The 24,743-nt window shown below is 70.0% G+C and carries 23 protein-coding genes; 11 read left to right on the forward strand and 12 right to left on the reverse strand.

The window, feature by feature from the left end; all coding sequences use genetic code 11:
• The first annotated feature begins 65 nt into the window (after positions 1-65).
• The 4 genes from AB0J33_RS24120 to AB0J33_RS24135 all read left to right on the forward strand — a co-directional run bounded on the left by AB0J33_RS24120 (position 66) and on the right by AB0J33_RS24135 (position 4,363).
• Positions 66-1,250 carry a helix-turn-helix transcriptional regulator gene (locus AB0J33_RS24120; protein WP_363616381.1) on the forward strand — a complete coding sequence of 395 codons (1,185 nt, stop codon included), beginning with the start codon at positions 66-68 and terminating at the stop codon, positions 1,248-1,250.
• Between the two features lie 423 nt (positions 1,251-1,673).
• Positions 1,674-2,864: a helix-turn-helix domain-containing protein gene (locus tag AB0J33_RS24125; RefSeq protein ID WP_363616278.1), complete on the forward strand. Its 1,191-nt coding sequence runs from the start codon at positions 1,674-1,676 to the stop codon at positions 2,862-2,864.
• Between the two features lie 124 nt (positions 2,865-2,988).
• On the forward strand, positions 2,989-3,150 hold the full coding sequence (locus AB0J33_RS24130) for a hypothetical protein (RefSeq protein WP_363616279.1): 162 nt from the start codon (positions 2,989-2,991) through the stop codon (positions 3,148-3,150).
• Positions 3,137-4,363 carry a helix-turn-helix transcriptional regulator gene (locus AB0J33_RS24135; RefSeq protein ID WP_363616280.1) on the forward strand — a complete coding sequence of 409 codons (1,227 nt, stop codon included), beginning with the start codon at positions 3,137-3,139 and terminating at the stop codon, positions 4,361-4,363. The genes AB0J33_RS24130 and AB0J33_RS24135 overlap by 14 nt, the downstream gene beginning before the upstream one ends.
• Before the next feature lie 143 nt (positions 4,364-4,506).
• Here the strand turns inward: AB0J33_RS24135 and AB0J33_RS24140 are convergent, their stop codons facing one another.
• The 3 genes from AB0J33_RS24140 to AB0J33_RS24150 all read right to left on the reverse strand — a co-directional run bounded on the left by AB0J33_RS24140 (position 4,507) and on the right by AB0J33_RS24150 (position 7,856).
• Positions 4,507-5,571: a cobalamin-independent methionine synthase II family protein gene (locus AB0J33_RS24140; protein WP_363616281.1), complete on the reverse strand. Its 1,065-nt coding sequence runs from the start codon at positions 5,569-5,571 to the stop codon at positions 4,507-4,509.
• Positions 5,572-5,965: 394 nt separating this feature from the next.
• A complete protein-coding gene (locus AB0J33_RS24145) occupies positions 5,966-7,003 on the reverse strand; it encodes an acyl-CoA desaturase (protein ID WP_363616282.1) in 1,038 nt (345 codons plus the stop codon).
• A gap of 187 nt (positions 7,004-7,190) precedes the next feature.
• Positions 7,191-7,856 carry a TetR family transcriptional regulator gene (locus AB0J33_RS24150; RefSeq protein ID WP_363616283.1) on the reverse strand — a complete coding sequence of 222 codons (666 nt, stop codon included), beginning with the start codon at positions 7,854-7,856 and terminating at the stop codon, positions 7,191-7,193.
• 102 nt (positions 7,857-7,958) lie between these two features.
• Here AB0J33_RS24150 and AB0J33_RS24155 point away from each other — a divergent pair, with 102 nt between their 5' ends.
• Positions 7,959-8,858: an SDR family NAD(P)-dependent oxidoreductase gene (locus AB0J33_RS24155; protein ID WP_363616284.1), complete on the forward strand. Its 900-nt coding sequence runs from the start codon at positions 7,959-7,961 to the stop codon at positions 8,856-8,858.
• Here the strand turns inward: AB0J33_RS24155 and AB0J33_RS24160 are convergent.
• Entirely contained in the window at positions 8,855-9,514 is a 660-nt protein-coding gene (locus AB0J33_RS24160) for a winged helix-turn-helix transcriptional regulator (RefSeq protein ID WP_363616285.1), read from the reverse strand. The genes AB0J33_RS24155 and AB0J33_RS24160 overlap by 4 nt on opposite strands.
• A 75-nt stretch (positions 9,515-9,589) precedes the next feature.
• On the opposite strand from AB0J33_RS24160, the gene AB0J33_RS24165 reads away from it, so the two are divergent.
• On the forward strand, positions 9,590-10,093 hold the full coding sequence (locus AB0J33_RS24165; RefSeq protein ID WP_363616286.1) for a pyridoxamine 5'-phosphate oxidase family protein: 504 nt from the start codon (positions 9,590-9,592) through the stop codon (positions 10,091-10,093).
• A 58-nt stretch (positions 10,094-10,151) separates the two neighbouring features.
• Positions 10,152-10,718 carry a dihydrofolate reductase family protein gene (locus AB0J33_RS24170; RefSeq protein ID WP_363616287.1) on the forward strand — a complete coding sequence of 189 codons (567 nt, stop codon included), beginning with the start codon at positions 10,152-10,154 and terminating at the stop codon, positions 10,716-10,718.
• Here AB0J33_RS24170 and bla read toward each other — a convergent pair.
• On the reverse strand, positions 10,715-11,659 hold the full coding sequence (bla, locus tag AB0J33_RS24175) for a class A beta-lactamase (protein ID WP_363616288.1): 945 nt from the start codon (positions 11,657-11,659) through the stop codon (positions 10,715-10,717). The two genes, AB0J33_RS24170 and bla, sit on opposite strands and share 4 nt — an antisense overlap.
• Before the next feature lie 36 nt (positions 11,660-11,695).
• Positions 11,696-14,305 carry a rifamycin-inactivating phosphotransferase gene (gene rph, locus AB0J33_RS24180; RefSeq protein WP_363616382.1) on the reverse strand — a complete coding sequence of 870 codons (2,610 nt, stop codon included), beginning with the start codon at positions 14,303-14,305 and terminating at the stop codon, positions 11,696-11,698.
• Between the two features lie 252 nt (positions 14,306-14,557).
• On the opposite strand from rph, the gene AB0J33_RS24185 reads away from it, so the two are divergent.
• Genes AB0J33_RS24185 through AB0J33_RS24195 form a run of 3 tightly spaced genes read left to right on the forward strand, consistent with a single transcriptional unit; the run spans position 14,558 to position 16,202 of the window.
• On the forward strand, positions 14,558-15,067 hold the full coding sequence (locus AB0J33_RS24185; protein WP_363616289.1) for a hypothetical protein: 510 nt from the start codon (positions 14,558-14,560) through the stop codon (positions 15,065-15,067).
• 13 nt (positions 15,068-15,080) lie between these two features.
• A complete protein-coding gene (locus AB0J33_RS24190) occupies positions 15,081-15,731 on the forward strand; it encodes a TMEM175 family protein (protein WP_363616290.1) in 651 nt (216 codons plus the stop codon).
• A gap of 27 nt (positions 15,732-15,758) precedes the next feature.
• The gene (locus AB0J33_RS24195) at positions 15,759-16,202 is read left to right on the forward strand and encodes a DUF5990 family protein (protein ID WP_363616291.1); all 444 of its coding nucleotides are present in this window, start codon (positions 15,759-15,761) and stop codon (positions 16,200-16,202) included.
• Between the two features lie 20 nt (positions 16,203-16,222).
• Here the strand turns inward: AB0J33_RS24195 and AB0J33_RS24200 are convergent, their stop codons facing one another.
• Complete coding sequence (locus AB0J33_RS24200) at positions 16,223-17,314, reverse strand: winged helix DNA-binding domain-containing protein (RefSeq protein WP_363616292.1); 1,092 nt, start codon at positions 17,312-17,314, stop codon at positions 16,223-16,225.
• Between the two features lie 307 nt (positions 17,315-17,621).
• On the opposite strand from AB0J33_RS24200, the gene AB0J33_RS24205 reads away from it, so the two are divergent.
• Positions 17,622-17,918, forward strand: a complete 297-nt coding sequence (locus AB0J33_RS24205; protein ID WP_363616293.1) for a hypothetical protein — start codon at positions 17,622-17,624, stop codon at positions 17,916-17,918.
• On the opposite strand, the gene AB0J33_RS24210 is transcribed toward AB0J33_RS24205, so the two are convergent.
• The 5 genes from AB0J33_RS24210 to AB0J33_RS24230 form a co-directional block, all read right to left on the reverse strand.
• Positions 17,879-18,589 carry a carbonic anhydrase gene (locus tag AB0J33_RS24210; protein ID WP_363616294.1) on the reverse strand — a complete coding sequence of 237 codons (711 nt, stop codon included), beginning with the start codon at positions 18,587-18,589 and terminating at the stop codon, positions 17,879-17,881. The two genes, AB0J33_RS24205 and AB0J33_RS24210, sit on opposite strands and share 40 nt — an antisense overlap.
• Before the next feature lie 182 nt (positions 18,590-18,771).
• Entirely contained in the window at positions 18,772-20,274 is a 1,503-nt protein-coding gene (locus AB0J33_RS24215) for a DUF1996 domain-containing protein (RefSeq protein WP_363616295.1), read from the reverse strand.
• A 306-nt stretch (positions 20,275-20,580) separates the two neighbouring features.
• Positions 20,581-22,623, reverse strand: a complete 2,043-nt coding sequence (locus AB0J33_RS24220; RefSeq protein WP_363616383.1) for a glycogen debranching N-terminal domain-containing protein — start codon at positions 22,621-22,623, stop codon at positions 20,581-20,583.
• Between the two features lie 12 nt (positions 22,624-22,635).
• Positions 22,636-23,028: an SCP2 sterol-binding domain-containing protein gene (locus tag AB0J33_RS24225; protein ID WP_363616296.1), complete on the reverse strand. Its 393-nt coding sequence runs from the start codon at positions 23,026-23,028 to the stop codon at positions 22,636-22,638.
• Positions 23,029-23,266: 238 nt separating this feature from the next.
• Positions 23,267-24,727, reverse strand: coding sequence for an FAD-dependent monooxygenase (locus AB0J33_RS24230; protein ID WP_363616297.1), 1,461 nt, complete (start codon positions 24,725-24,727; stop codon positions 23,267-23,269).
• Between the last annotated feature and the right edge of the window lie 16 nt (positions 24,728-24,743).

Raw genomic sequence — 24,743 nt, forward strand, 5'->3', positions numbered from 1 at the left:
GTGCAGGATAGAGGTTGTTGATCGTTATCTCAGTCCTCTGGTTGGAAGTGGGCGAAGGCGTGGTGATCAAGCCGGACACCATCGGTGCCAGGATCCGGTACTGGCGGATGCGGCGTGGCGGGATGACGCAAATCGTCCTCGCTGGGCTCGCTGGTGTCACCCAGTCTTACGTGTCGCAGGTCGAGTCGGGTCGGAAGACCGTCGATCGTCGGTCCACGTTGGTCGCGTTCGCTGCCGCGCTTCAGGTTACGGTGGCGGACCTGCTCGGGCAGGGCACCGAGTCCGGCGATCCGGCTCGTGAGAGTGCCGCCGAGTGCGTGCCGGCGATCTGGTCGGCCCTGATCGAGATTGAGGACGGCGAGCGCCGCCCTTCGACCTACACAGCGGAACGACTAGCAGCCGAGATCGCCCGCGCCGAACAGCTCCGTGCGTCCTGCAACTACCCAGCCATGGCTCGTTTGCTCCCCGGTCTGCTGCTCGAAGCCGCCGCTGTGGGCGGCACCGTGCTCGTCCAGGTGGCCTACCAGGCCGCCACCTGCCTGCGGAACCTCGGATACCGCCACCTGGCCCTCAACGCTGCCCGGCTCTCCGGGACGGTCGCCGAGCGCGCTGAGGATCCCGCGTGGATCGCAGCATCCCGCTTCGCGTACGCGCAGAGCTTGCCGATCGAGTCCGCCCCCGTCGCCGCCCGCGCTGCCGACCGCTCCTTGACCGAGCTTCAAGCCGACGCCGCAGACGAGCGAGTCCGACAGATGCTCGGACAACTCCACCTCTCCGCCGCGCTGACCTCGGCCGTGAGCGGTCGTCTGGATGTCACCCGCGATCACCTCGCAGAGGCAGCTCGCGAGGCGGCGACCCTCGGAGATCCAGTCGATGGCGCAGGCTTCAACGGCTGCGGGTTCGGACCAACCAATGTGGGGCTGTGGGAGATGTCCATCGCAGCCGAGCAGGGCGAGTCCGGACGAGTCATTGAGCTGGCCCGGACGGTCCGACCGCAGGTGCTCGTGGCGTCCATCCGTCGGCAGTCCTACTGGCTCGACCTCGGTCGCGCGTTGGCGGACGGCGGTCGCCGGGACACCGAAGCCCTCGCCGCGTTCGTGCAGGCCGAGCGGGCGGCACCAATCCCGTTCGCCATCAACCCCCTTGCCCGCGATGCCGTGGTGACCCTGGCTCAGCGTGCCCAGCGCCGAGCCATCCCCGACGACCTGCGCCAACTTGCCGGCCGTATCGGCATCAACCTGGCCGCATAACGTGCAGTAATCACGGCATCCCCAATCCGGGGCTTACTGGCCGACCGGGACGTGACGTGTTGGGTTGCGCGGCGGGTGCTGGTGGGTGGGTCGACGGCGGAGAGTCACCACCCTTGCGGCGTCACCTACACGGTTCGGTCAAGGGCGAACCGCGATGGATCGGGGCTACTTCTGACTATGCGACCCGGAGTCAGGCCGAAGTAATCCTTTGCAGAACTCGATGAGGTCGCGGCGGTCCTTGTCAACCTGACTCATACACCGCTCCCACGCCAGCCAGAAGGGTTGCGCATGTTCTGCTGCCGCGCGTCACGCAAGCAGTCGAACACGACTGCTCAGCGTCACATTCCGATGCTTTGCGGTGTACCGTGCGCTGGTAGCGGCTTAGCGCCGCAATTGACTCCTCTACGTGGGGTGGCCGGAGGCATGGTGACGAAGCCGGACACCATCGGTGCCAGGATCCGGTACTGGCGGATGCGGCGTGGTGGTATGACTCAGGCCGTCCTCGCGGGGCTCGCTGGTGTCACCCAGTCGTACGTGTCGCAGGTCGAGTCGGGTCGGAAGACCATCGATCGTCGGTCCACGTTGGTCGCGTTCGCTGCCGCGCTTCAGGTTACGGTGGCGGACCTGCTCGGGCAGGGCACCGAGTCCGGCGATCCGGCTCGTGAGAGTGCCGCCGAGTGCGTGCCGGCGATCTGGTCGGCCCTGATCGAGATTGAGGACGGCGAGCGCCGCCCTTCGACCTACACAGCGGAACGACTGGCAGCCGAGATCGCCCGCGCCGATCAGCTCCGCAATTCGTGCAACTACCCGGCTATGGCCCGGATGCTCCCGGGCCTGCTGCTCGAAGCCGCCGCCGTGGGCGGGACCACGCTCGCTCAGGTCGCCTACCTGGCCTCAACCTGCATTCGACACCTCGGCTACCGCCACCTGGCCCTCAACGCCGCTCGGGTATCCGTGTCCGCTGCTGAGGACGTCGAAGATCGAGCGTGGCTTGGTGCATCTCGGTTCGTGTACGCCCAGAGTCTGCCGATCGAGTCTGCACGGTTGGCGGCCAGATCCGCTGACCGGTCACTGGTGGAGCTTCAAGGTGACGCATCGGATGTCCGAGTGCGCCAGATGCTTGGTCAGCTTCACCTCATGGCTGCGCTGGCCTCGACCGTGGACGCTCGTCCCGATGTGGCCCGGGATCACCTCGCAGAGGCCACGCGTGAGGCGGCGAGCCTGGGAGATCCGACCGACGGCGGTGGCTTCAACGGATGCTGCTTCGGACCGACCAACGTCGGACTCTGGAAGATGTCCATCGCGGCAGAGCAGGGCGAGTCCGGCAAGGTTATCGAACTGTCCAGGACGATACGGCCGCAGGTGCTCAAGGCATCGAATCGCCAACTGTCGTACTGGCTCGACATTGGGCGAGCGCTGGCGGACGGCGGTCGCCGGGACGCCGAAGCCCTCGCCGCGTTCGTGCAGGCCGAGCGGGCGGCACCAATCCCGTTCGCCATCAACCCCCTTGCCCGCGATGCCGTGGTGACCCTGGCCCAGCGTGCCCAGCGCCGTGCGATCCCCGACGAGCTGCGCCAACTTGCCGGCCGTATCGGCATCCACCTGGCCGCATAACTGCCAGTAATCACCGCATCACCAATTCGCCCTACTGTCCGGTTTGGGACGTGAGTACGTCCTGATGGTCCAGCGCCGCAACGGTCGATCCGGAGCTGCTGGGCCTCCACCGGAGGAGGCGGGGATGAGCGGTCGGGACGACAGCGCTCCGGAGAACAAGGGTGAGGCGGCCGAGCGGGAGGCCGCCAAGCAGCGCCTCCTGGCGCAGGCCGAGGCGGAGCGCGTACCCGTGGATGACACGACCCGCGCGGTCCCGGACCGGCGGTGGCGGCGTGACCAACGATGACCTCCCGATCGGCCGACGGGTCGCGCGGTGGCGGGTACGGCGGTCGATGACGCAGCAGATGCTCGCCGACCGGTTGCGCAGGTCGAAGAGTTGGGTGGACAAGATCGAGCGGGGTGCCCGCACCCTGGACCGGTACTCGGTGATCCAGGAACTGGCCCATGTCCTGCGGGTCGAGCCGGAGGTGCTGCTCGGCCAGCCGCGCAGCACCTCGGCGGGCACGCCGGACGGGGTGGACGACATCCGCGCCGCGCTCGCCCGCTACGGCATCCCGCAGACTCCACCTCAGACGGACGAGCTGAGAAGGCAGGTCGGGCATGCCTGGTTGACCTACCAGCATGCGCACTACGGACAGTTGGTGCGGGTGTTGCCGGGGCTGCTCGACGCCGCCCAGGGCGCGCGGTCGGCGGAGCTGCTGGTGCCGGCGTACCGGATCACCTCGTCGCTGTTGGTGAAGCTCGGCGAGGCCGACCTCGCCTGGCTGGCCGCCGACCGCGCGATGTCCGCCGCCCACGATGACCCGCTGCTCGCGGCAACCGCGACCATCTCGGTGGGTCAGGCGCTCCGCGTGCAAAACCGCGACCGACTGGCCCTGGCCGCGCTGCTCCCCGCCGCCAACCGCGTCTTTCCACCCTCACCCCATGACGGTGATCAAGAGGTTTGCGGCGCTTTTGGAGATCACACTTGCCGCAAACCTCTTGATCACGAGGGCGAGGGCGATCACTGGGGGAGGGCGGTGGGTGGGACGTTGTTGGTGCAGGCCGCGCTCGCCGCCGCCGGCTGCGGCGAGCACCGTCGCGCCGACGAGCTGATCGACCGGGCCGCGGGCGTCGCCGCAAACCTTCGGGGGTACGACGACACGCACCGCACCAGCTTCGGTCCGGCGGCTGTCGAGGTGGCGCGGGTGCTGGTGGCTGCGTCGCGGGGTGACGCCGACGAGGCGGTACGACGGCACTCGGCAGTGGTGCGGCGGGAGGGGTGGCGGCGGTTGCCGGCCGAGTATCGGGGCGCGTACCTGGTCGATGTCGCGCGGGCGTACCTCCAGGTGGGTGACCTGCGCGCAGCGGCACGGGCGCTGGTGGACGCGGACAGTGTCGCGCCGGCCGAGGTTCGGTGTCGGCCGTTGGCGCGTACCGTGATCGCCGATGTTGCCCGGGGCCACCCGGCACCGGCCGGCGTGGCGCGACTGGCCACGCTCGTCGGCGTCACCCGCTGAGCGGCACGAGTGTGCCGGCCCGGGTTGGTTAGGCGCCCACGCCCAGGAACGCGACCGCCTGGCCCTGGCCGCGCTGGGGCCGTCCGGAGGTGGCGGATGAGGCCGTGGCGCGGCGCCCGGTGCGGGCCGGGCGCCGCGCTGCCTCAGCCGGCCAGTTGATCGGCGGCCAGGGCGGTTCCTTCGACCCGGGCGCGTACCTTGGCGAACGCCGTGTCCCGCGACGTGGACAGGTCGTCCGCGAACGGCGCGAACCCGCAGTCGTCGCAGGTGCCGAGCCGGTCGGGCGAGATGTATTCGGCGGCCCGCAGCACGCGGTCGCGCACCTGGTCGGCGGTCTCCACCACCGGGTCGACCGGGTCGGTCACGCCGATGAAGATCCGCTGGTGCGGGCGGGCGTGCTCGGCGATCGCGGCGAGGACGCGTTCCGGCTTGGGCTCGCCGGCGAGTTGCACGTAGAAGACGCCGGCGTCGATCGCGAAGAGGCTCGGCAGCAGCTCGGCGTAGTCCACGTCGAGGCTGTGGGTGGAGTCCTGGTCACCGCCGGGGCACGTGTGCACACCGATGCGCGCCCGCTCCTGCGGAGTGAACCGTTCGAGCACCCGGTTGTTCAGGGCCACGAAAGACTTCAGCAGGCCCTTCGAGGGGTCGAGCTTGATCGAAAGCCGGCCCTCGGTGAAGTCCAGCTGCACGGTCTGCGCGCCGGCGTCCAGCGCGCCGCGGATGTCGGCCTCCGCCTCGTCGACCAGGTCGTCGAGGAACGCCTCTCGGGGATACCCCTCGATACCCTTCTCCGGATACAGCAGGCTGAGCAGGGACGGCGCGATGACCGACTGCTTGACCGGCACTGTCGCGTGCTGTCGCGCGGCGGTCAGATATGCCTGCGATCGCGTCGCGTAGCGGAACGGTCCCGCGGTGAGGCGGGGAAACTGCCGCGTGTGGCCATCGGCGAAGGGGACGACGGCACCGTCGGGCGCGAGGGTGTCCAGACCCGACAGCGGGTACGTCGCGAAGCTCGGCTTGCGCTGCTCGCCGTCGGTGACCACGGGTGAGCCGAGCCGCTCAAGGGTGGCGATGGTGTCGCGCACGGCGTCGTCGTACTGCGCGTCCAGAGCATCCTGCCCGATCCGCCCGGCGGCGTGATCGGCGATGGCGGCCAGCAGCGCCGGCGGGCGGGGAAAACTTCCGATCGGCTCCGTCGGGAGAATCATGGCGGTCAAACTATTGACGGATGGTGGGCGACGCATCTCCCAGCGTGCGCACTTATAACGGGCGTCGATGAACGCGAGGCAGCGAGGCGTGTCGGCGGTGGCGCCTCCTCGGCCGGCGGGTCGATCGACTCGGGTTCCTTGAAATCGCGGTGTCCGGGCGTGGTTGATACCGCGATATTGGTGAAATCGAGTGGATCAAGCGCGGGCGGTCTGGTCAGCCGGGGCCGGCTTCGGGGCGGTCGCCGTGGAGCTGGCCCGGGGGCTGGTGGCGGCGCAACGGGGTGAGGCTGGTGCGGTGTCGGCCGTTGGTGCGTACCGTGATCGCCGATGTCACCCGCGCGCAGCCGGCGGCGGCCGGCGTGGCGCGACTGGCCACGCTCGTCGGCCTCACCCGTTAGCCGTTGCGCTGCCGGGTCGTTCCGGTGCCCATCGCCCGTAGGTGTGCCAGCCCCTGCGCCCAGGACTGGATGAGGGTCGTCTCGTGGTAGGCGATGTCGTGTTCCGCGCAGAACCGGCGGATCAGCGGCTGGGCGTGGTGGAGGTTGGGTCGGGGCATGCTGGGGAAGAGGTGGTGTTCGATCTGGTAGTTGAGCCCACCGAGAAGTGCGTCGATGACCGGGCCCCCGCGCACGTTGCGGGAGGTGAGGACCTGCCGGCGGAGGTAGTCGAGGTTGTCGGCCTCGGTCAGGATGGGCATGCCCTTGTGGTTCGGGGCGAAGGAACTGCCCAGGTAGAGACCGAAGAGGGCCTGGTTGACCAGGATGAACACGATCGCCTGCGGAACGCTCAGGACCAGGAACACGGCCCCGAGGTAGCCGGCGAAGTGCAGGACGAGCAGGCCGGCCTCCGTTCGTCGACGCCTGAGCCCGCCGCGGCTGACCACCGCCCGGACGCTGGCGCCGTGCAGATGCAGACCCTCCGCCAGCAGCAGGGGAAAGAACAGTGCCGCCTGGTGCCGGACGAACAGCGCCCCCAGGCCGCGCTGCTTCGCGGCCTGACCCGGGGTGAAGGACAGCGGCGTCACCACGAGGTCGGGGTCACGGCCTTCGGTGTTCGGATGCGCATGGTGGCGGTTGTGCTTGTCGACCCACCACCCGTAACTGATCCCGGTGACCAGGTTGGCGCACACCAGGCCGACCACGTCGTTGGCCTGGCGGGAGCGGAATATCTGCCGATGCCCGGCGTCGTGACCGAGGAACGCCAGCTGCCCGAGGAGCACCGCGATGCCGGCCGCGGTGGCCATCTGCCACCACGACGACCCGAGTCGCACGAACAGCACGCCCAGCACGGCGAGACAACCCAGCACCACCGCCACCCGCACCGCGTAGCGGCGGGGGTGACGGTCGAGGAGACCCGCGTTCCGGACCAGACGGGAAAGGTCGGCGTACTCGCTACCCCGGTCGCTGCGGGCGCTCAGATCCGTATCACTCAACGTCGCCACTCCTTGTCAGCCACCCCGATCGGCTCGCTGGCTCCGCCGTCAGCGATGACCGGGCGCTCGCGCAACATGATGGTGTTTCGACGGGGATCGAACGAGCAAACCGCCGCTGATGGTCCCAGTCTTCCTCACCGCCGCGTATTCGCACGAGAAAACCTGCTGAAGATGAGGGCGCCTTGGCTCAGGAGCGCGGCAGTATGCCCACGAGTGAGGTGATGATGGCGAGCCGCAGGGCTGTCCGCAGGTCGATATGGTGGACCGCGAGCGCCGGCTCGGATTCGTAGACCGCGAGCAGGCTCGGCGGCGGCGAGGTGTAGGCGGACAGCGCCCCAGCCATCATCAAGGCGTTCAGGCAGAACAGTTCGGCGCGGTCGCCGACCTCGGGCAGGTGCCGCCGGACGAGGTCGGCCATCACCGCGAGGTTGCCCAGTGAGGCCCGTTTGTGCCGGCGGACCGCCTCCACCGACACGTTGTGTTCGAGCACCCCGCCCTGCGCGCCGAAGAGATCACAGAGCACGGTCTGGGCGGCGAGCGAGCGGCTGAGCACGTCGGCCGTCTGCTCCGCCCGTTCCACCGCGGACCGGCTCAGGTCGACACCGTGGGCCAACTCGTGGTCCAGCTCCGCCAGCCAGGTCGTCGTCCGGTCGTCCATCAGGTCGAGCAGCACCGCCTCGCGGGACTCGAAATAGCGCAGCACCGCCGTCTTGGCCAGGCCGACCCGCCGGCTCAGCTCGTTCAGGGTCACCGCGGCCACCGGCATCTCGTCGAGCATCGCGGAGGCCGTCTCCAGGATCGCCCGGCGCCGGACCTCACGCTGCTCCTCGCTGCGCGCCCGCTGGAACGTCATGACGCCAACCCTAGCTTAGGTACCGGCGGTCCCTTGACAGCGTACCGGCGGTACATTACCGTTCCGAGCATAAGTTACCGGCGGTACATTGGGGAGCCTGACATGAAGTGGACCGAGCAGCAGATTCCGCGCCAGGACGGCCGGGTGGCCGTGGTCACCGGCGCCAACACCGGGCTGGGCTTCGAGACCGCCCGGCAGCTCGCCGAGCGCGGGGCATCGGTCGTGCTGGCCGTGCGCGACACCGCGAAGGGCAAACTGGCCGCCGCCCGGATCAACGGCGACGTCTCCGTACGGGAACTGGATCTGACCTCGCTGGAATCGGTACGCGCCGCCGCCGCCGGCCTGCGCGCCACCCACCCGCGGATCGACCTGCTGATCAACAACGCCGGCGTGATGTACACCCCGAAGCAGACCACCCGCGACGGCTTCGAGATGCAGTTCGGCACCAACCACCTGGGTCACTTCGCACTGACTGGCCTGCTGCTCGACCTGCTGCTGCCCGTGCCGGGCTCCCGGGTGGTCACGGTCAGCAGCGTCGGCCACCGCATCCGCGCGGCCATCCACTTCGACGACCTCCAGTGGGAGCAGTCCTATGGACGGGTCGCCGCCTACGGTCAGTCGAAGCTCGCCAACCTGATGTTCACCTACGAGTTGCAGCGCCGGCTCGCCGTGCACGGCACCACCGTCGCGGTGGCGGCACACCCCGGCGTCTCCAACACCGAACTGGTCCGCAACGCCCCGGCGGTCATCCGTGGACCAATCACCTGGCTCGCCCCGATGATCGCCCAGTCCGCGACGGCGGGCGCGCTGCCCACCCTGCGGGCCGCCACCGACCCGTCCGTCCTCGGCGGGCAGTACTACGGCCCCGACGGCCTGGGCGAAACGCGCGGCTACCCGAGGCTGGTCACCTCCAGCCCGGAATCCCACGACCTGAGCGTGCAGCAACGCCTCTGGGCCGTCTCGGAAGACCTCACCGGCGTGCGGTTCCCGCCGGGTCGCTAGCGCGCGGGAGTGAACGGGGTCAGCAGCAGCTCGATGAGGCGCCGCTGGGCGTCCTCGTCACCACCCAGACGCCACGCCCCCGAGTCCGCCGCAGCGGTCATCGTGAGCTGGTGGCCGCAGACGGCCCGCAGGGTGTCGATGTCGGTGGTGAGCGTCGCGTCCGGCTCGGACGCCGTGCCGCGTCGGAGCCGCACCGAGCCGTCAGCGACGTCGGCGAGGTACGTGTCGGCGTCGATGTGAAACGCGTAGCTGCCGACCAGGTCCGGGGCTCGCGTCGGATCGAAGGCCGCCTTGATGCTCAGCAGCAGCGAGTCGATGCCGAGCGTGCCGTCGGGAAACTGGGGGGACTGGCTTCCCCAGCGTCCGAACTGGAGAAGGATCGGCTCCAGGTCGCGGCCCCAGTCGGTGAGCTCGTACAGGTGGACCCGGGTGGGCGGCCCCAGGTCCCGCCGCCGCACCACGCCGTGCTCGGTCAACTGGCGCAGTCGCTGGCTCAACACGTTCGGGCTCAGCCCGGGTAGGCCGCCGAGCAGGTCGTTGAATCGCCGGGGGCCGAGCAGCAGGTCGCGGACCACCAGCAACGCCCACCGCTCGCCGATGATGTCCAGCCCACGCGCGACACCGCACGGATCCCCATAGCTACGCATGCCGCTCATGGCCGTCAGCCTACCCGGATCCTTTTTTAGGAGTGTCACTTGTTCTGTAGGAGTTGATCCCCTAGCGTGAGCCGCATGAACCTGCCGCCGCAAGGTGACGTGACATTGTTGGACACCCCGCTGGCACAGCGGCTGCTCGCCGCGTCCCTGGTGGCGCGCGTCGCCTACACCAGCCGGGACGGGACGCCGCGGCTGATCCCGGTGAACTTCCTGTGGACCGGCGACGAGCTGGTCATCGGCGCGTTCGCCGGCACATACAAGATCCGTGACCTGCGCGCCCGGCCGGATGTGGCGGTCTGCATCGACACCGCGGACGGGCTTCCGGAGGTCCTCATGCTGCGCGGGAAGGTCACCATGACCGAGGTCGAGGGCGTCCTACCGGAGTACGCCACCATCCAGCGTGCGGGGATGGGCGACGACATGGGCAACGCCTACCTCGCGGCGATCGACAAGCCGGGCCTGCGGATGGTCCGGATCGGCCTGCGGCCCACCTGGGTCGGAGTCGTCGACTTCCAGGACCGGTTCCCGAGCCGGACACCGCAACCCGTCCGCGCCGCGCTCGGCGAGGGCGGGGAGTAACCCAGCACCGCCGCATACCCGGATCTCCGGGTTCACCGCACCATCACGGAGGAAGACGTTGCGCAAGATTGTCGTGTCGATGTGGGCCACCCTGGACGGATTCGTCGCCGGGCCCAACGACGAGATGGACTGGCTGCTCCCCGACGAGCAGCTACAGAAGTACGAGCAAGACCTGGTGGACAACGCCAGCGCGCTGCTGCTGGGCCGGGTCACGCACCGCGACTTCGCCGGCCACTGGCCGCGGGTCGCCCAGGACCCCGACCAGCCGGACGAGGTACGAGGGTATGCCCAGCGTCTCGACGCGCTGGAAAAGTTCGTCGTCTCCGCCTCGGGCGACACCGCGACCTGGGGTGACAGCCGCAGGCTCAGCCAGGTCGACCCCGACGAGATCGCCGACATCAAGGCTGGGGCCGGCGGCGACGTCGTGGTCTACGGCAGCCTCACCCTGATCCGGTCCCTCGCCGACCTCCGGCTCATCGACGAGCTGCACCTCCTGGTGCACCCCCTGTTCCTGCGCCAGGGCAAGGCCCTGTTCGGTGGCGGTCAACCGCCGGCCCGACTGGAGCTGGTGTCCGTCGAACCCTTCGCCTCCGGGGTCGTCCTGCTGAAGTACCGCCCCGCCTAGCTGCTCAGCTGGGCGACGACCACCCGGGTGGCCTGGGCGATGAGGGCGTCGTCGGGGGTGGCGTCCTTCCTGTCCCGGCTGGACAGCACCGCGAGCACGATCGGGGCCCGGTCGGGCGGCCAGATCACCGCGATGTCGTTGCGGGTGCCGTACCCTCCGGTCCCGGTCTTGTCCCCGACCACCCAGCCGGTGGGCACCCCGGCGCGGACGAGCGTCGCGCCGGTGGTGTTGCCCCGCAGCCAGCCGCGCAGCACGTCGCGGTCCGCGGGCTCCAGGGCTTCCCCCAGGGTGTACGCCCGGAGGTCGCCGGCCAGGGCCCGCGCGGTGCTGGTGTCCCGCCGGTCGCCCGGCGTCGCCTCGTTGAGGGCGGTCTCGTAGCGGGCCGGGTCGGTGACCGTGTCGCCGATTCCGCGTAGCTTCTGCGCGAACCCCTGGGGACCGCCGAGGTGGCGCAGCAGCAGGTTGCCGGCGGTGTTGTCGCTGTAGCGCACGGCGGCGTCGGCGAGGGCACGCAGACTCATGCCCTCGCCGACGTGCTTCTGCGTGATCGGTGCGTGCGACACCAGGTCCTGCGCCGAATAGCGCACCACCCGATCCAGCTCGGCGTCGGTGGTGCCGTCCAGCACCTCGGCGGCGGCCAACGCCTTCCACGTCGAGGCGTACGCGAACCGCTCGTCGGGTCGGTGTTCCACCGTGCGGCCGGTGCCCGTGTCGATGGCGAAGACTCCCAGCCGCGCCCCGAACGTCTGCTCCAACCGCCCGAACTCCTGCTCGGCGACCGGCGACGGGGTGAGCGTCGCCCGCGCGCTGAGCGTCGGGCGCGCCTCGGGGCTCGGCGTCGTGCCCGCCCGGGGAGCGCCGCCGGTGCCGCACCCCGTCGACCAGAGCAGGGCCGACGCCGTGGCCAGCACGGCTGCCAGACGTCGAACGGGGACCACCATGTCTCGTTCCTCTCGGGTGCGCCGCGGTGCCGTCGGTCAGGGCAGGATTTCGACGTACCCGTCGCTGCCGTGCACGCGGATCCGCTGCCCATCCTGGATCAGCCGGGTGGCGTCCAGCACGCTGACCACCGCCGGCAGCCCGTACTCCCGGGCGATCACCGCGCCGTGCGTCATCAACCCGCCGACCTCCGTCACCAGACCGGCGATGCCGACGAACAACGGCGTCCAGCTGGGGTCCGTGTGGGTCGTGACGAGGATGTCACCCGCTTCGAGATCAGCCTGCGCCATGTCCAGGATGACCCGGGCGCGTCCCTCGACCGTACCGGCGGACACCGGCACACCGACCAGGGCGCCGGCCGGCACGTCGTCACGTCGGTACGCCCCGGTGATCATTTCGCCGTCCGAGGTCAACACCCGGGGCGGCGTGAGCGCCTGGTACGACCGGAACGCGTCCCGGCGCTGCCGGATCAGCTCGTCGTCCACCCGGTGTGACCGCACGACCTCGTGGAACTCCTGGAACGTCAGGTAGAAGACGTCCTCCCGCTCGGTGAGCACGCCGGCCCGCACCAGGCGGTCGGCCTCTGCGAGCAGGGCCTGCTTGTAGATGAAGTAGCGGCTGACGATGCCGTACTTCGGGTACTCCCGATAGCCGATGAACGTCCGTACCCGCTCGATCATCCGCTCGGTCTCGTCGGCCTTCCGGTGCCCGTCCGGCAGCGCCCGCAGGCGCGTCAGCACCTCCTGCGCCTTCTGCCGTGCCTGCTGCTCTCCCTGCTCGAATCGTCGCCGGGCCGCGCCCGGCTCGAAGAGCTTGACGTTGTCGAGGAGCACCGGCACGAGCGTGCTGGGGCGTTCGCTCCACCGCGGCCTGGTGATGTCGATCTCGCCGACACAGCGCATGCCGTACCGGTCGAGATACGCCTCGATCGCGGCCCGCGACTCGGTCCCGCCCGCGAGTTTCGGCAGGTTGTCGAGGAAGTCGTCGTCCTCGACGCCGCGCAGGAACGCCACCACCTCCGGATGCGCACGGATCACGTCGGCGACGTCGAGCAGCGCCAGACCCATCTCCGACGTGATGTTGCCGGGGGCGGACAGGGTGAGGGTGTCCGCGGCGTTCTTCTCGCCCAGCCACTCGTACAGCCGGTCGTTGAGCCACCAGGTGGCCTGCATGCCGGCCATGATCGCCTGCATGTTCAGCGGCTCACCGAGGACCCGCTTGTGCTCCTGGAACGCCTCCAGCAGGAAGTTGAACAGCGCCGTACCGGTCACCGTCGCGATGTCGCGCCGCAGCGCGGCGATGGACGCCTCGCTGCGTTCGATCAGCTCGGTCACGATGGCCGGGTCGGTCTCGATCGACGTACCGCCGGTCGTCAGCCGGGCCGGGCCACCGTCGCTCGTGACCGTCGGAAGGAAGTCCCGACGGTCGATGAGCGTCTCCAACGCGTCCCTCATCAGCGGATCGGACTTTCCCGCCATCTCCAGGAAGCCGTCGCGGCTCGCGGGCGAGGCCAGCAGGCCGGTGGCGTCGACGAACAACCTCCCACCGGCCTCCAGCATCGGAGCCATGGCCGTCAACTGCCACATGGAGAGCCCCAGCGGCCGCATCGGGTCGGTCATCATCTGCTGGTGACCTACCGACAGGTAGACGTGGTTCTCCTGGTCGCGGGCGGCGGGAACGGGGAACAGCGTGGTGATCGGCCGGCTCTGCACGATCTGGAAGTCGTCGTCGACCAGGCACCACTCGATGTCCTGCGGACGGCCGAAATGGGCCTCGATCCGTCGCCCGAGCCGGACGAGCCGCAGGACCTGCGCCTCGGTCAGCGCCGGCTGCTCCTGCCGGTGCGGGTCGATCGTCACTTCCCGCGTACCGCCGCCGGGCGAAGCGGCGACGGCACGGTGTTTGACGGCGACCGTCCCGGTGACGACCTCCCCGTCGCGCACCTTGAAGACGTCCGGATTCACCAGACCGGACACCAGGGCCTCGCCGAGGCCGAAACTGGCGTCCACGGTCGCGACCTTCCGGTTACCCGTGACCGGGTCGGCCGTGAACAGGATTCCGGCCGCGTCCGGAAAGACCATTTCCTGTACGACGACAGCCATCTGGACCGTGCGGTGGTCGACGCCGTTGCGCAGGCGGTAGATGACGGCCCGCTCGGTGAACAGCGACGCCCAGCAGCGGCTGACGTGCCGCAGGACCGCCTCCGACCCCACCACGTTCAGGTACGTGTCCTGCTGGCCCGCGAAGGACGCCGTGGGGGTGTCCTCCGCCGTCGCGCTGGACCGCACCGCGTAGGCGGCCCGCTCGCCGAACCGGCCGAGCGCACGGGTGATCGCGGCGGTCAGGTCGTCCGGGATCGCCGTCTTCTCGATGCTCCGGCGGATCTCCGCGCTGAGTGCGCGAACCGCCTCCCGGTCATCCGGGTTCAGCCGCGACAGCCGATCGAGCCGCTCGTTGATCGACGGTGTCTGCGCCATCACCCGCCGGAAGGCGGCCGTCGTCACGCAGAACCCGGCCGGCACCCGGATGCCGTCGATCCGGGACAGCGCGCCCAGGTGCGCCGCCTTGCCGCCGACCACCGACAGCTGCGTCTCGTCGACCTCTCGAAGATCCAACAGCGGTACGAGGTCGTTGCGGCCCTCGCCCATCGACAACACACTCACGCCGTGCCCCCGTTACCTCGTTGGTGCTGGTCCGGCCGCCGATTCTGCGCCATCACCGGGGTCTTGCGGCAAGCCCCCCGGTGCGATATACGTTAGAAGTGGCAGGGAGAGCGATCTCCCTGCCGTTGCTTTTTGGCGCTGGCGATCGTGCCTCCTGTCGTGGCGGAGTCACCGCGGTTGTTCTCGCCGGCCGTCCGGACCGTGCGGTGCGGTGGGCCGCTGGACTACGGTGCGAGAGTGACGAGCCCCCCTCGGGAAGCGGAAACTCCTATCGGGCCGATCGGCGCGCTGCTCTGCCGGCTGATGTTCCTGGCCATCTTCCTACCCGGGCCGGTCCTGCTCGCCGCCGCCGCGAGGCTTGACCCGCCGCGGTCAGCCACGGACTTCTGGGGACTTGTCGCCGGTGGCGTACTGGCCACCGGCGTCGGCGTCGGGTTCGGCGTCTTCGGTCTGCGGGTGGTTAGCCGTTCGCGCCAGGACGCGCGGCGGCTCTCCGCGGCTGGTGTCGCCGCCACGGCGGAGATCCTCGCGGTGGCGAACCACCTGGGCGGGGAGGATCCGGGGCTGGAGCTGCGCCTGCGGATCAGCGGCCCCGGATTCACCACCTTCGAGGCGACGACGGTCCGTGCGGACGACCCGGCCCTCGTGCCCGGCGCGATGCTGCCCGCCGTCGTCGACCCCGTCGACCGCATCTTCCGGATCACCGGGGTCTCGGTGGTCGTCCACACGTCGAAAGAGGACATATAGCATAATTTACGGGGTGCCTCCCCAACAGGGAACCTCACGGCTCTCCCGCAGTCCCGGCCGCTTGTTGGCCTTCAGCGACGGTGTCTTCGCGATCGCCGTGACGCTTCTCGTACTGGAGATCCAACCGCCCCGCGACTTCGGGCACCTCGTCCGGGGTCTCGGTGCGCTGTGGCCGTCGTACCTGGCGTACACGCTGAGCTTCCTGCTCATCGGTCAGGTGTGGGTGAACCACCACGTCATGTTCGACCGGGTCCGGCACGTCGACCGAGGAGTCCTGTTCCTCAACACGTTGCTCCTGATGGTCATCGCGTTCCTGCCGTTCTCCACGTCACTGCTGGCCGAGGCATTGCGGGCGGAACAGGGGCTGCGCGCGTCGGTCGTGGTCTACGGCGGCACCCTGTGGATGGCGGCGGCCCTCTTCAACATCATTTGGGCTCACCTGCGCCGCGCCGGCCTGCTGGACCGCAGCCTCGGCCCCTTCGCCGTCCGGGCCATCGGCCGCCGGTTCGCGCTCGCCCTGCTCTGGATCGGCTCCGGCATCCTCGTCGGCGCGTTCGTACCGGTCGCCGGCGTCGTCATCATCGCCGCCTTCCTGCCCGCCTACTACCTACCCATCCGGGGCGAGTACGGCGAGGACGACAACGCCGCCGACCAGCCCGTCTGAGCCGGCCGGGAAACTAGAGTCGGCGACATGCGGATCCGGATCGACGGCGACGACCTCCCGGGTAGGCGTGCCGGCGCCGAGGCCGACGCGTTGCGGCTCGGCAACGTGCACGTCGGCGTCCAGCGCAGAGCCGAGGTGGTCGACCGGGTGCCGGCCGACGCGGACAGGGTCACCTGGTCCTTCGAAGTGTCCAGCCGCGAGGTCGACGGGATGCTCGATGTCGGTGGCCCGTGGGTGCACGGCCGTCCTGGTGCACGATTCTTGTATCTGAGCTGGGGTGCGGTCTCCGAAGACGGCTTCGCGATGTTCCGACGGGCGAAGCTGATGTTCACCGACGTCCCGACCGACCTGCTGCGCGCCGCCCACCAGGGCAGCGGGACGCTGGTCGGCCGGGTCGGGTTGACCGACGCCGCCGGTGGGCCGATCTGCGCCCGGGTGCGCCCGCCCGCCATCGCCTGGACAGTGGAGTGAGCGCCGTGCCAACGTGACCGCTAGCTGGCGAAGTCGACGCCGGTGAGCGAGGCGGAGCGGTGCGCGGCGAGGTCTTCGGCCTGGGCGGTGATGGCTTCGCGGGTGGCGGTCGACAGCCTCTGCCACGGCTGGACGGCGACCGTGAACGTCTTGCCGGACTTGCGGGGGCGCCAGGTGCCGACCAGTTCGCCGTCGACCAGGACGGCGCCGGGGCGGCCCAGAACCGGCCACAACTCCTTGGCGTGGGTGGGGTCCGGCACCAGCGTCGCCCGATCCTTGGCCTGTAGGAACAGGTCGAACGGGCCGAGCAGGCGGGTCCCCCTGGCGTCGGCGGACCCCAGCGCCTCCTCGTCGGCGGCCAGCAGGGAACGCACCTCGCTGCCGACTCTCACCTCGATCACATCCTCGGGCCAGTGCGCCCTCACGTCCTTCACCGGGGCGTCGAGGTAGTCGGCCACGTGTTTCGGGGTGGCCGGGCCGAGCAGGCGGAGGTACGCGCGGATGAGGTCGAATCGGTCGCCCGGCGTCGTCGCCGCGCGGAACCCGGTGATGCGCCGCAGGACCGGGGGCGAGGTGTCGAGCTGCAACTCCAACCCGGCCCGCGTGGCGGCGAGCCGGAACGGCATCTCGTAGAGATGGGTGGCGTCGCACGCCCGGCAGAACCGCAGGTACGGCTCGGGCAGCACCGCGGCCAGGCGGCCGGAGGCGTCTCCCTTGACCGTCGGCGTGGTGACGATGGCCCGCAGGCGGGCGGCTACCTCGTCGAGGGCGGCGAGGTTGCCGATGCCCGCGGCCTTCAACGGCTTGGACGCGTCGTAGATGCGCTTGCCCGCGTCAGCGTCGGAGTAGGGTTCGAGCGCCGCGACCACCTTCCCCACGTCGGCCCGGCGGTAGAGGTGGGGGGCGCCGCGCACGGCCCACAGCAGGACCACCTCCCTCGCGGACAACGCCGGCACCTCGACCCCGCGGATCGCCAGCGCCCACCGGGCGGCGTCCGGGCCGGTGTTCTGCACACCGATGTCCAGAACGGCGGTGTCGGCGAGCGTGCCCCGGTCCCGGTCGAGCTGTTGGGCCCGGACCCGGAAATTCATCACCTGGTGCCGATCGACCATGACTGCACCCTAGTTGCGACGCCGGTCCCGGTGGATCCAGGCGCGCAGCAGCCGTGCGGCACGCGCTGTCGTGCCGGAAGGACGATCCCTGGAGAGGGGGAGTGGGCTCCCTCCGCGCGGCGATCCGCTCGTTCCGCCGTTCGGCGAGGGTGATCTCGCAAGTGCCAGCACCCACTGCCGGACGGAGAGAGAACCGTGACTCGATCAACACCGCCACCCCCGTTGTGGGCCCGCCGAGCCGGTCAGGTGGCGTGGATCGTCCCCGTACTGAGTTCATCTGACGCCGACGGTGTTGGGGTCCGCCCTGATGATCGGCTACTCGGTGACCCTGCCCTGGCAGTTCGCCGCCGACCTGTCCGAGTCCAGCTCCGACGACATCTTCACCCCGACGGGTGTCCTGATCGGTCTTCCGCTCCTGGTGGCCTGGACGATCGCGTTGCCGCTTGCCGGGTTGTCCTACTACCGCCGTACCCGTCCGCCGGGACCCGCCCGGCGACGCTGGTCGGCATCATTGGATGATCGACCAGCGCCGCCGTCCGGGTGGCCCCGGATCGCTGACGGCCGTCAGGCCACCAGCGAAACCCGACCGTTGTCCAGGTCGTAGCGGGCGCCCACGACGCGCAGCGCACCCTCGTCGACCTTCTCGGCGATGATCGTGCTGCGGGCGGAGAGCGCCCGCACCTGCGCCACGATGTTGGCGCGGACGCCGTTCTCCACCGGGTCGCCCGGCTGGTTCAGCACCGGCTCGACGACCGGGCGCAGCGCGTCCACGATGGTGCCGATGTGCCCCGGCGCGGTGCCGCCGGTGTGGATGGCGTCGATGGTGGCGGTGACCGCGCCACAGCGTTCGTGGCCGAGGACGACGATCAGCACGCTGCCGAACTCCTCCACGGCGAACTCGACGCTGCCGAGCAGCAGGTCGTCGACGATGTTGCCGGCGACGCGGTTGTCGAACAGGTCACCCAACCCCTGGTCGAAGAGCACCTCGGGGGCCACCCGGGAGTCCGCGCAGCCGACGGTGATGGCGAACGGGTGCTGGCCGGCCGCCAGCCGGTGCAGGTCGGCCAGGCCCTGGTGCGGGTGCCGGCTGTGGCCGGAGGTGAACCGCTGGTTGCCGGCCAGCAGCTGGCGCAGCGCCTCGGCCGGCGTACCGATGGGGTCGTCGGCGGGCTTGGCGACGGCGGCGGACGGGCTGACTGCGGCCGCGCCGAGCGCGACGGCGGCGGCGCCACCGGCGGTCAGCAGTGAACGGCGGGACAGGTGGGAACGTGCCACGATGATCTCCCTGGGGTGAGGCAACAGGCTTCTTCCTACCAGCCCTCCATCCACAGGAGTCACCGGGTGGTGGCGGCGATGCGGCCAAGCCCGCCTGACCCCTGCGGCGCGGTCGTGTCCGCGGTGGCGGACGGCCCCCTCGCCTGGGCGTGGGGGCCGTCCGTCGACAATGGAGGCGGTGGTCAGCCGCCGGCGAACGTCGTGTCGATGCCGCACTTGGCGTTCTGGTTGAGGCACGACTTCACCAGGTCACCGAGGCGATCCGGCTCCCAGCCGTTCATGAAGTCGCCGTGCATGGACGACGGTTTGCCGGAGGAGAGGCTGAGCCCGTCACCGCCCAGCGACTCGTAGTTGACCATGAAGGAGAGGTCGGGCACGGCCACCGGGTACCTGCCGGTGCAGACACCGTTCACCGGGTCGCCCATGTGCGACTTGTGATCGGGCGAGTCGATGTTCTTGCCGTCCCAGCAGTCCTTGAACACGAGCTGGAAGATCAGGTTGCCGCCGGGGGCGCACTTCGGCCAGTTGCCGTCGGCGCTGCGACCGATCTCGGCGCTGCCCGCGCACCAGAACTGGTTGCTACCGGCATTCTTGGGCGTGTCCACCTGCCGCTTGGCGTCGCCTTCGACCACCACCAGGCCCGGCGGGAACGGCTTGACGGTCGATGGGTCCTTGACCCGCGAGCCGTAGTAGACGCGCATGCTCTTGATCGGGACAGCCTTGCCGTCCTTACGCAGCTCCGGGGTCCAGTAGGCGCTCTTGTCACCCGGGGCGTTGCAGGTGTTCGCGGCGGAGAACAGCTTGTCCGTCGTGGTGAACGCGTCGATCTTCGGGCCGAAGAAGGTGTGCATGTGCGAGGCGCCGGACAGGCCCGGCAGCACGATCGGGTCGTCCGGGGCGGAGTTGGCGACACCGCAGTCGGTGTGGAACTCGGGAACCCGGGTGGTGCCCGGCGGCACCGCCTTCGGCGTGATGGCGTTGAAGGCGGCCAACTCCCTGCTCCACCTGGCCTGGTCGACCGGAACCCAGGCGCCGGTCGGCGCACCCGGCGGGACCGACGCGGAGGGGGAGGAACTCGGTGTGGCCGAGGCACTCGGCGTCGGCGACGCGCTCGGCGTGGCCGACAGGCTCGGCGACGCGCCCGCCGCAGGGCCGAACGTGAACCAGTTCAGGTTCACGAAGTCCGACGCTGAGGCGCTCTTCATCACGGCGAAGACGGTCTGCGCACCGGCTGGCACGCCGGACGCCTTGGCGGTGACGGTCCTCCACTTCTGCCAGCCGCCGGTCTCGGTGATGGGGAAGCTGGCCAGCAGTTGGCCGTCCGGCGAGCCGAGGCGCAGCTCGACAGTGCCGCCGGTGGCGTTCTGCGAGGCGACCCGCGCCGTCAGGTCGGCGCCGGTGATCGCGACAGCGTCGTACCGCAACCAGTCGCCGGTGGCGAGCCAGCCGACGTTCCTGCCGCCGTCGGCGTCGCCGGTGCCCTCGGTCTGCGCCCCGGACTTCGCCGCGAAGGCCTCCGCCTGAACGCGGCCGGGAACGGCGACCTCTTCGGCCTGGGCGCCGGCGATGTAGATACCGCTGGCGGCCAAGGCGGCGACGACTGCGGCGGCGAGTGTGCTGCGAGTGCGGCGGCGACGCTTTCGCGCCCGATCCGGCGGTGCGACGTGCGCGGGGGGAGTCCGCATTACCAGTGGTTTCCTTCGAGTCGGTGACAAAGCTCCTGTCGAAGGAAGTATCTGCACCTCAGGTGCCCACCTCAACTCGTGGGGAAAGAATTAAGGAGGAGGTTTCGCGGGTCTCCTGGTGGCCGGCACGTCGGCTCCGGATAACAATTTTTCGCCCGTCCAGTCTTAAGTCTTCTTTAACTTCCGCCACACCGTTCTGATCCGCCGATTACCAATTCCGCGTAACGAATCGGGTTCGAATTGTCGGCCCGCGCGCACCCCTGACCGCCACGTCCGGTCGGCCGCGGTACGCACGGCCGGCAGGGATCAGGACTGATCGGGGCGGTGCCGCGCGAAGGCGTCGGCCTTACCCCAGCGCCCCGGGATGTCCAGCAGCGCGACCCGGCCGAAGGTGGACGGTAGCGCGGGGTCCACGGCCAGGTGGTCCTCGTGCGGATCGAGGCCGAGCATCGTACGCAGGAGCAGCATGGACGCTCCGCTGGACCACGCCTGCGGGCTGCCGGCGGTCGGGTACCGGACGGGGTAGCGGGTGGTGTTGCGGTCGAACCCGCCGAACGCCTCGGGCAGTCGACCCTGGAAGTAGGTCGCGGCGGACAGGATGCTCTCGGCGATGCGGGCCGCCTCGCTGGTGAACCGGTAGCGGCGCAACCCCCAGGCGATGAACGAGTTGTCGAACGGCCAGACCGTGCCGTTGTGGTAACCGAGCGGGTTGTAGCGGCTCTGCCCCTCGGCGAGGGTGCGCACGCCCCAACCGGAGAACAGCGCCGGGCCCATCAGGTGCTCGACGATCCGTGGGGCCCGCTCCGGCGGCACGATGCCGCTCCACAGGAGGTGCCCGATGTTGGACGACAGACTGTCGACCGGGGTGCCGTCGTGGTCGAGCGCGAGGGCGTAGTAGCCGCGTTCCTCCAGCCAGAAATCCCGGTTGAACCGGTCGTACAGCGCCGCCGCCTCGTGTTCCAGCCGCTCGGCGTAGTCGGGGTCACCCCAGACGGTACGGGCCAACCGGGCCCCACGGATCTTCGCGTCATAGGCGTACCCCTGGGTCTCGCAGGTGGCCCTCGGGAAGCCCGGCAGCCTGCCGTCGGCGTAGGAGATGCTGTCCCAGGAGTCCTTCCAGCACTGGTTGTCCAGGCCGGTGGCGCGGTTGCGTCGCTGGTACCAGATGTAGCCGGTGGAGGTCAGGTCCGCGTACAGGTCGATCCACGCCAGGGCCGCGCGGGCCTCCTGCTCCAACTCCCGCACGAGCGCGGTGTCGCCGCTCCACCGCTCGTACTCGTCGAGCAGCACCACGAACAGCGGTGAGGCGTCCACGGTGCCGTAGTAGGGGGAGTGCGGTTGCTCCTCGAACGCGGCCGACTCCCCGTAGCGCAGTTCGTGCAGGATCCGGCCGGGGTCCTCCTCCAACACGTCGTCGGTGCGGGCGCCCTGTAGCGACGCGAGGATCCGCAGTGTCGGCGGGGTCAACGACGGTGTGACGGGCAGGGTCTGCAGGCAGGTCAACAGGCTGTCGCGACCGAACAGGGTCATGAACCAGGGCAGTCCGGCTGCGGGCACGGCTGCGCCGCCGAGTGAGAGCGGGGCGAAGCGCAGCGCCGCCAGGTCCACCAGGCTGCGGTTGTACACCTGCTGAAGGTCGGCGCTGTCGGTGTCCAGCGTCGGGGCCGCCGCGACCCAGGCCCGTACGCTCGCGGGCAGGGTGGAGTCGTCGGGACGCTGAGCCCGTAGGGCGGCGCGTAGGTCGACGCCGTCCGGGCGCAGTGCCCGCATGGCGGCCTGCAACCGCGTCGACCACTGCTCCCCGGGGCCCAGTCGGACCACGAACCGCAGGCCGTCCGGGTCGAACTCGGCGGGCTCGCTCGCCGACACGACGATCTCACGTCGGTAGGTGCCGCGCCGGTAGCCCAGGCGTAACTCGTTCGGGCCGACGTGCGTGTCGTGGGTGCCGGTCTTGTGACCGATATCGAACTTGATCTCGAAGATGTCGGCGAAGTCGGCCCCCACCTCCAGTCGCACATCGAGTTCCCGGTCGTGGTCGCCGTAATTGAAGATCGTCAGTGACTCGGTGAGGTCCGCGCCGATGCGCCTGCGCCGGATGGCCGACACGTCGGCCTGCACGTAGTCGACCGCCCCGCCCGGCACGGCGAAGAACGTGACCTCGTAGTACTGACTGTCGTCCACCGACAACGCGGTCATGCGTTCACCGTTGACGGTGAGCACCCAGCGGGACAGGAAACGCGTGTCGGCGGCGAACAGTCCGACCGGGGTGGCCGGGGACGCCTCCACGTCACCGCTGGCGTCGGACACCATGAACGTGTTGCCATCGATACACGCCACGGTGCCCGGGATGTCCCTCATCGGTCAGGTCCCTCTGTCCGGGTCGTCGCGCTGCCCGGACGTGCTGCCGGGGACGCTGGGCTGCGGCGCTTCGGGCCTTCGTGGGAACAGCCGCCCGATGCGCAGCGCCAGGCCGAGGTCACCGTCGACCAGGATCTCGCCCCGGGTGATCGCAGCCAGGCCGTTCACCTCACCTCGCGCCATCGCCTCGGCGACCGGCGCGGACACCCGGATCACCGTGGTGGCGGGGCCACCGCTTTTCATCACCCGCATCCGCCCGTGATCGATGTCCAGCAGCCACTGCTCCAGGTGGCCGCCGTCCCGGATGTCGAATCGCACGCTTCCGGAGACCTTGCTGAAGCGCGGATCCCGGCAGGCGACCGCCAACCGGTCGAAGAAGGCGCTGGTAGCCGACATCCCACCTCCTCGGGCGCTGGAAACAGCGGATGCCGGCTACCCGGTGCGGCGCACTCCTAACGCCGGGCCGCGCTCCTTCTGCGACGTGCGACCCTGCGACCCTGCGACCCTGCGACCCTGCGGCGTGCGACCGTGCGACGCGCGACCGTGCGACCGTGCGACCGGCGACCGTGCGACGTCCGACCGTGCGGCGCGGCCAGCTGGTGCCGGCCAGCGGGAGTCGCCGGTTCGCCGTCGGCTAGCCGACGGGCTTGCCGAACCAACGGGAGAGGTGGACGTCCAGATCCCGCTGATCGTCGCCGATCCAGGCGACGTGGCCGTCGGGGCGGAGCAGAACGCCCGCGACGTCCAGTCCGGCGGTGGGATCCCCGAGGTAGTCGACCCGGTCGGACCAGCCGCCGACGGTCAGCCGTTCGGTGCGGTCCAGCAGCAGGCCGCGACCGCGGTGCAGCAGGCCGTAGAGGTGGCCCTGTCGCAGGGTGATGTCGCGCAGGCGGCGACCGAGCAGGTCGGGGCCCGCGCCGAAGTCGTAGCGGACGGCGAGCCCGGTGATCTTCTCGATCAGGTGACGGTTGACCTCGTCGAAATCCATCAGTTCGGTGAACAACCTGCGTACGGCCTGCGGGCCCGGACCGGCGGACGACAGCTCCATCTGGGCGCGAGTGTTGTCCAGCACCTCCGCGGCGACCGGTTGCCGTTCGGTCTGGTAGCTGTCCAGCAGCGTCTCCGGCGCCCAGCCGCGGAGTTGGGCGGCCAGTTTCCAACCGAGGTTGAACGCGTCCTGAACGCCCAGATTGAGGCCCTGCCCACCGAGGGGTGGATGGATGTGCGCCGCGTCGCCGGCCAGCAGCACCCGCCCGACCCGATAGCGGTCGGCCAGCCGGGTGGCATCCCCGAAGCGGGACAACCAGCGCGGGGAGTGCGCGCCGAAGTCGGTCCCGGCGATCGCCCGCAGCTGCTGACGGAAATCCGCGAGGGTCGGTGGTTCGTCGCGGTCGCTGACGCCCGCGACGGGAATCACGACGCTGTAGACCCCCGGGCCGATGGGCCGCAACCAGAACCGTCTGTGGGTTTCGCGGATCTCGGCCATCGCGGCGGCGATCTCACCCGGCGGCGCGTCCAACGTCAGCTCGCCCATCAGCGTCTCGCTCCGGGAGGGCTCGCCGGGAAAACCGACGCCGAGCAGCTTGCGCACCGTACTGCGGGCGCCGTCGCAGCCCACGAGGAAGCGCGAGCGCAGCTGTTCCCCGTCGGCCAGCTCGACGCTCACCCCGTCGGCGTCCTGCTGGAGACCGGTCACCGCACCACCGCGCCGAACCTGCGCACCCAGCTTGATCGCATGCTCTTCGAGCAGGCGGACGATCACCGGCTGCGGGATGCCCAACAGGTAGGCGTGCGCGGAATCCAGGCCCTCGGGCGCGGGTTTGTCGATGGCCGCGAAGAAGCCGCCGGCCGGACGTCGCCGTCCGTGTTCGGCGACACGCTCCAGCAGCCCGCGCATGGCCAACAGCTCGATGCTGCGCACGTGCAGTCCGACGATGCGGGCGTACGACGCGGGCGTGGTGTCCTTCTCCAGGACGAGTACCCGTACGTCGTGCAGCCGTAGCTCGGCGGCCAGCGTCGCGCCGGTCGGACCGCACCCGGCGATGATCACGTCGAAGCTGGGGGGCGTGTTGTCGATGAACGTGGAAGAGCCCATGTCTGGTGCCTTTCGG

Source organism: Micromonospora sp. NPDC049645, from assembly GCF_040675155.1.
In the GTDB taxonomy this organism is placed as follows: domain Bacteria; phylum Actinomycetota; class Actinomycetes; order Mycobacteriales; family Micromonosporaceae; genus Micromonospora.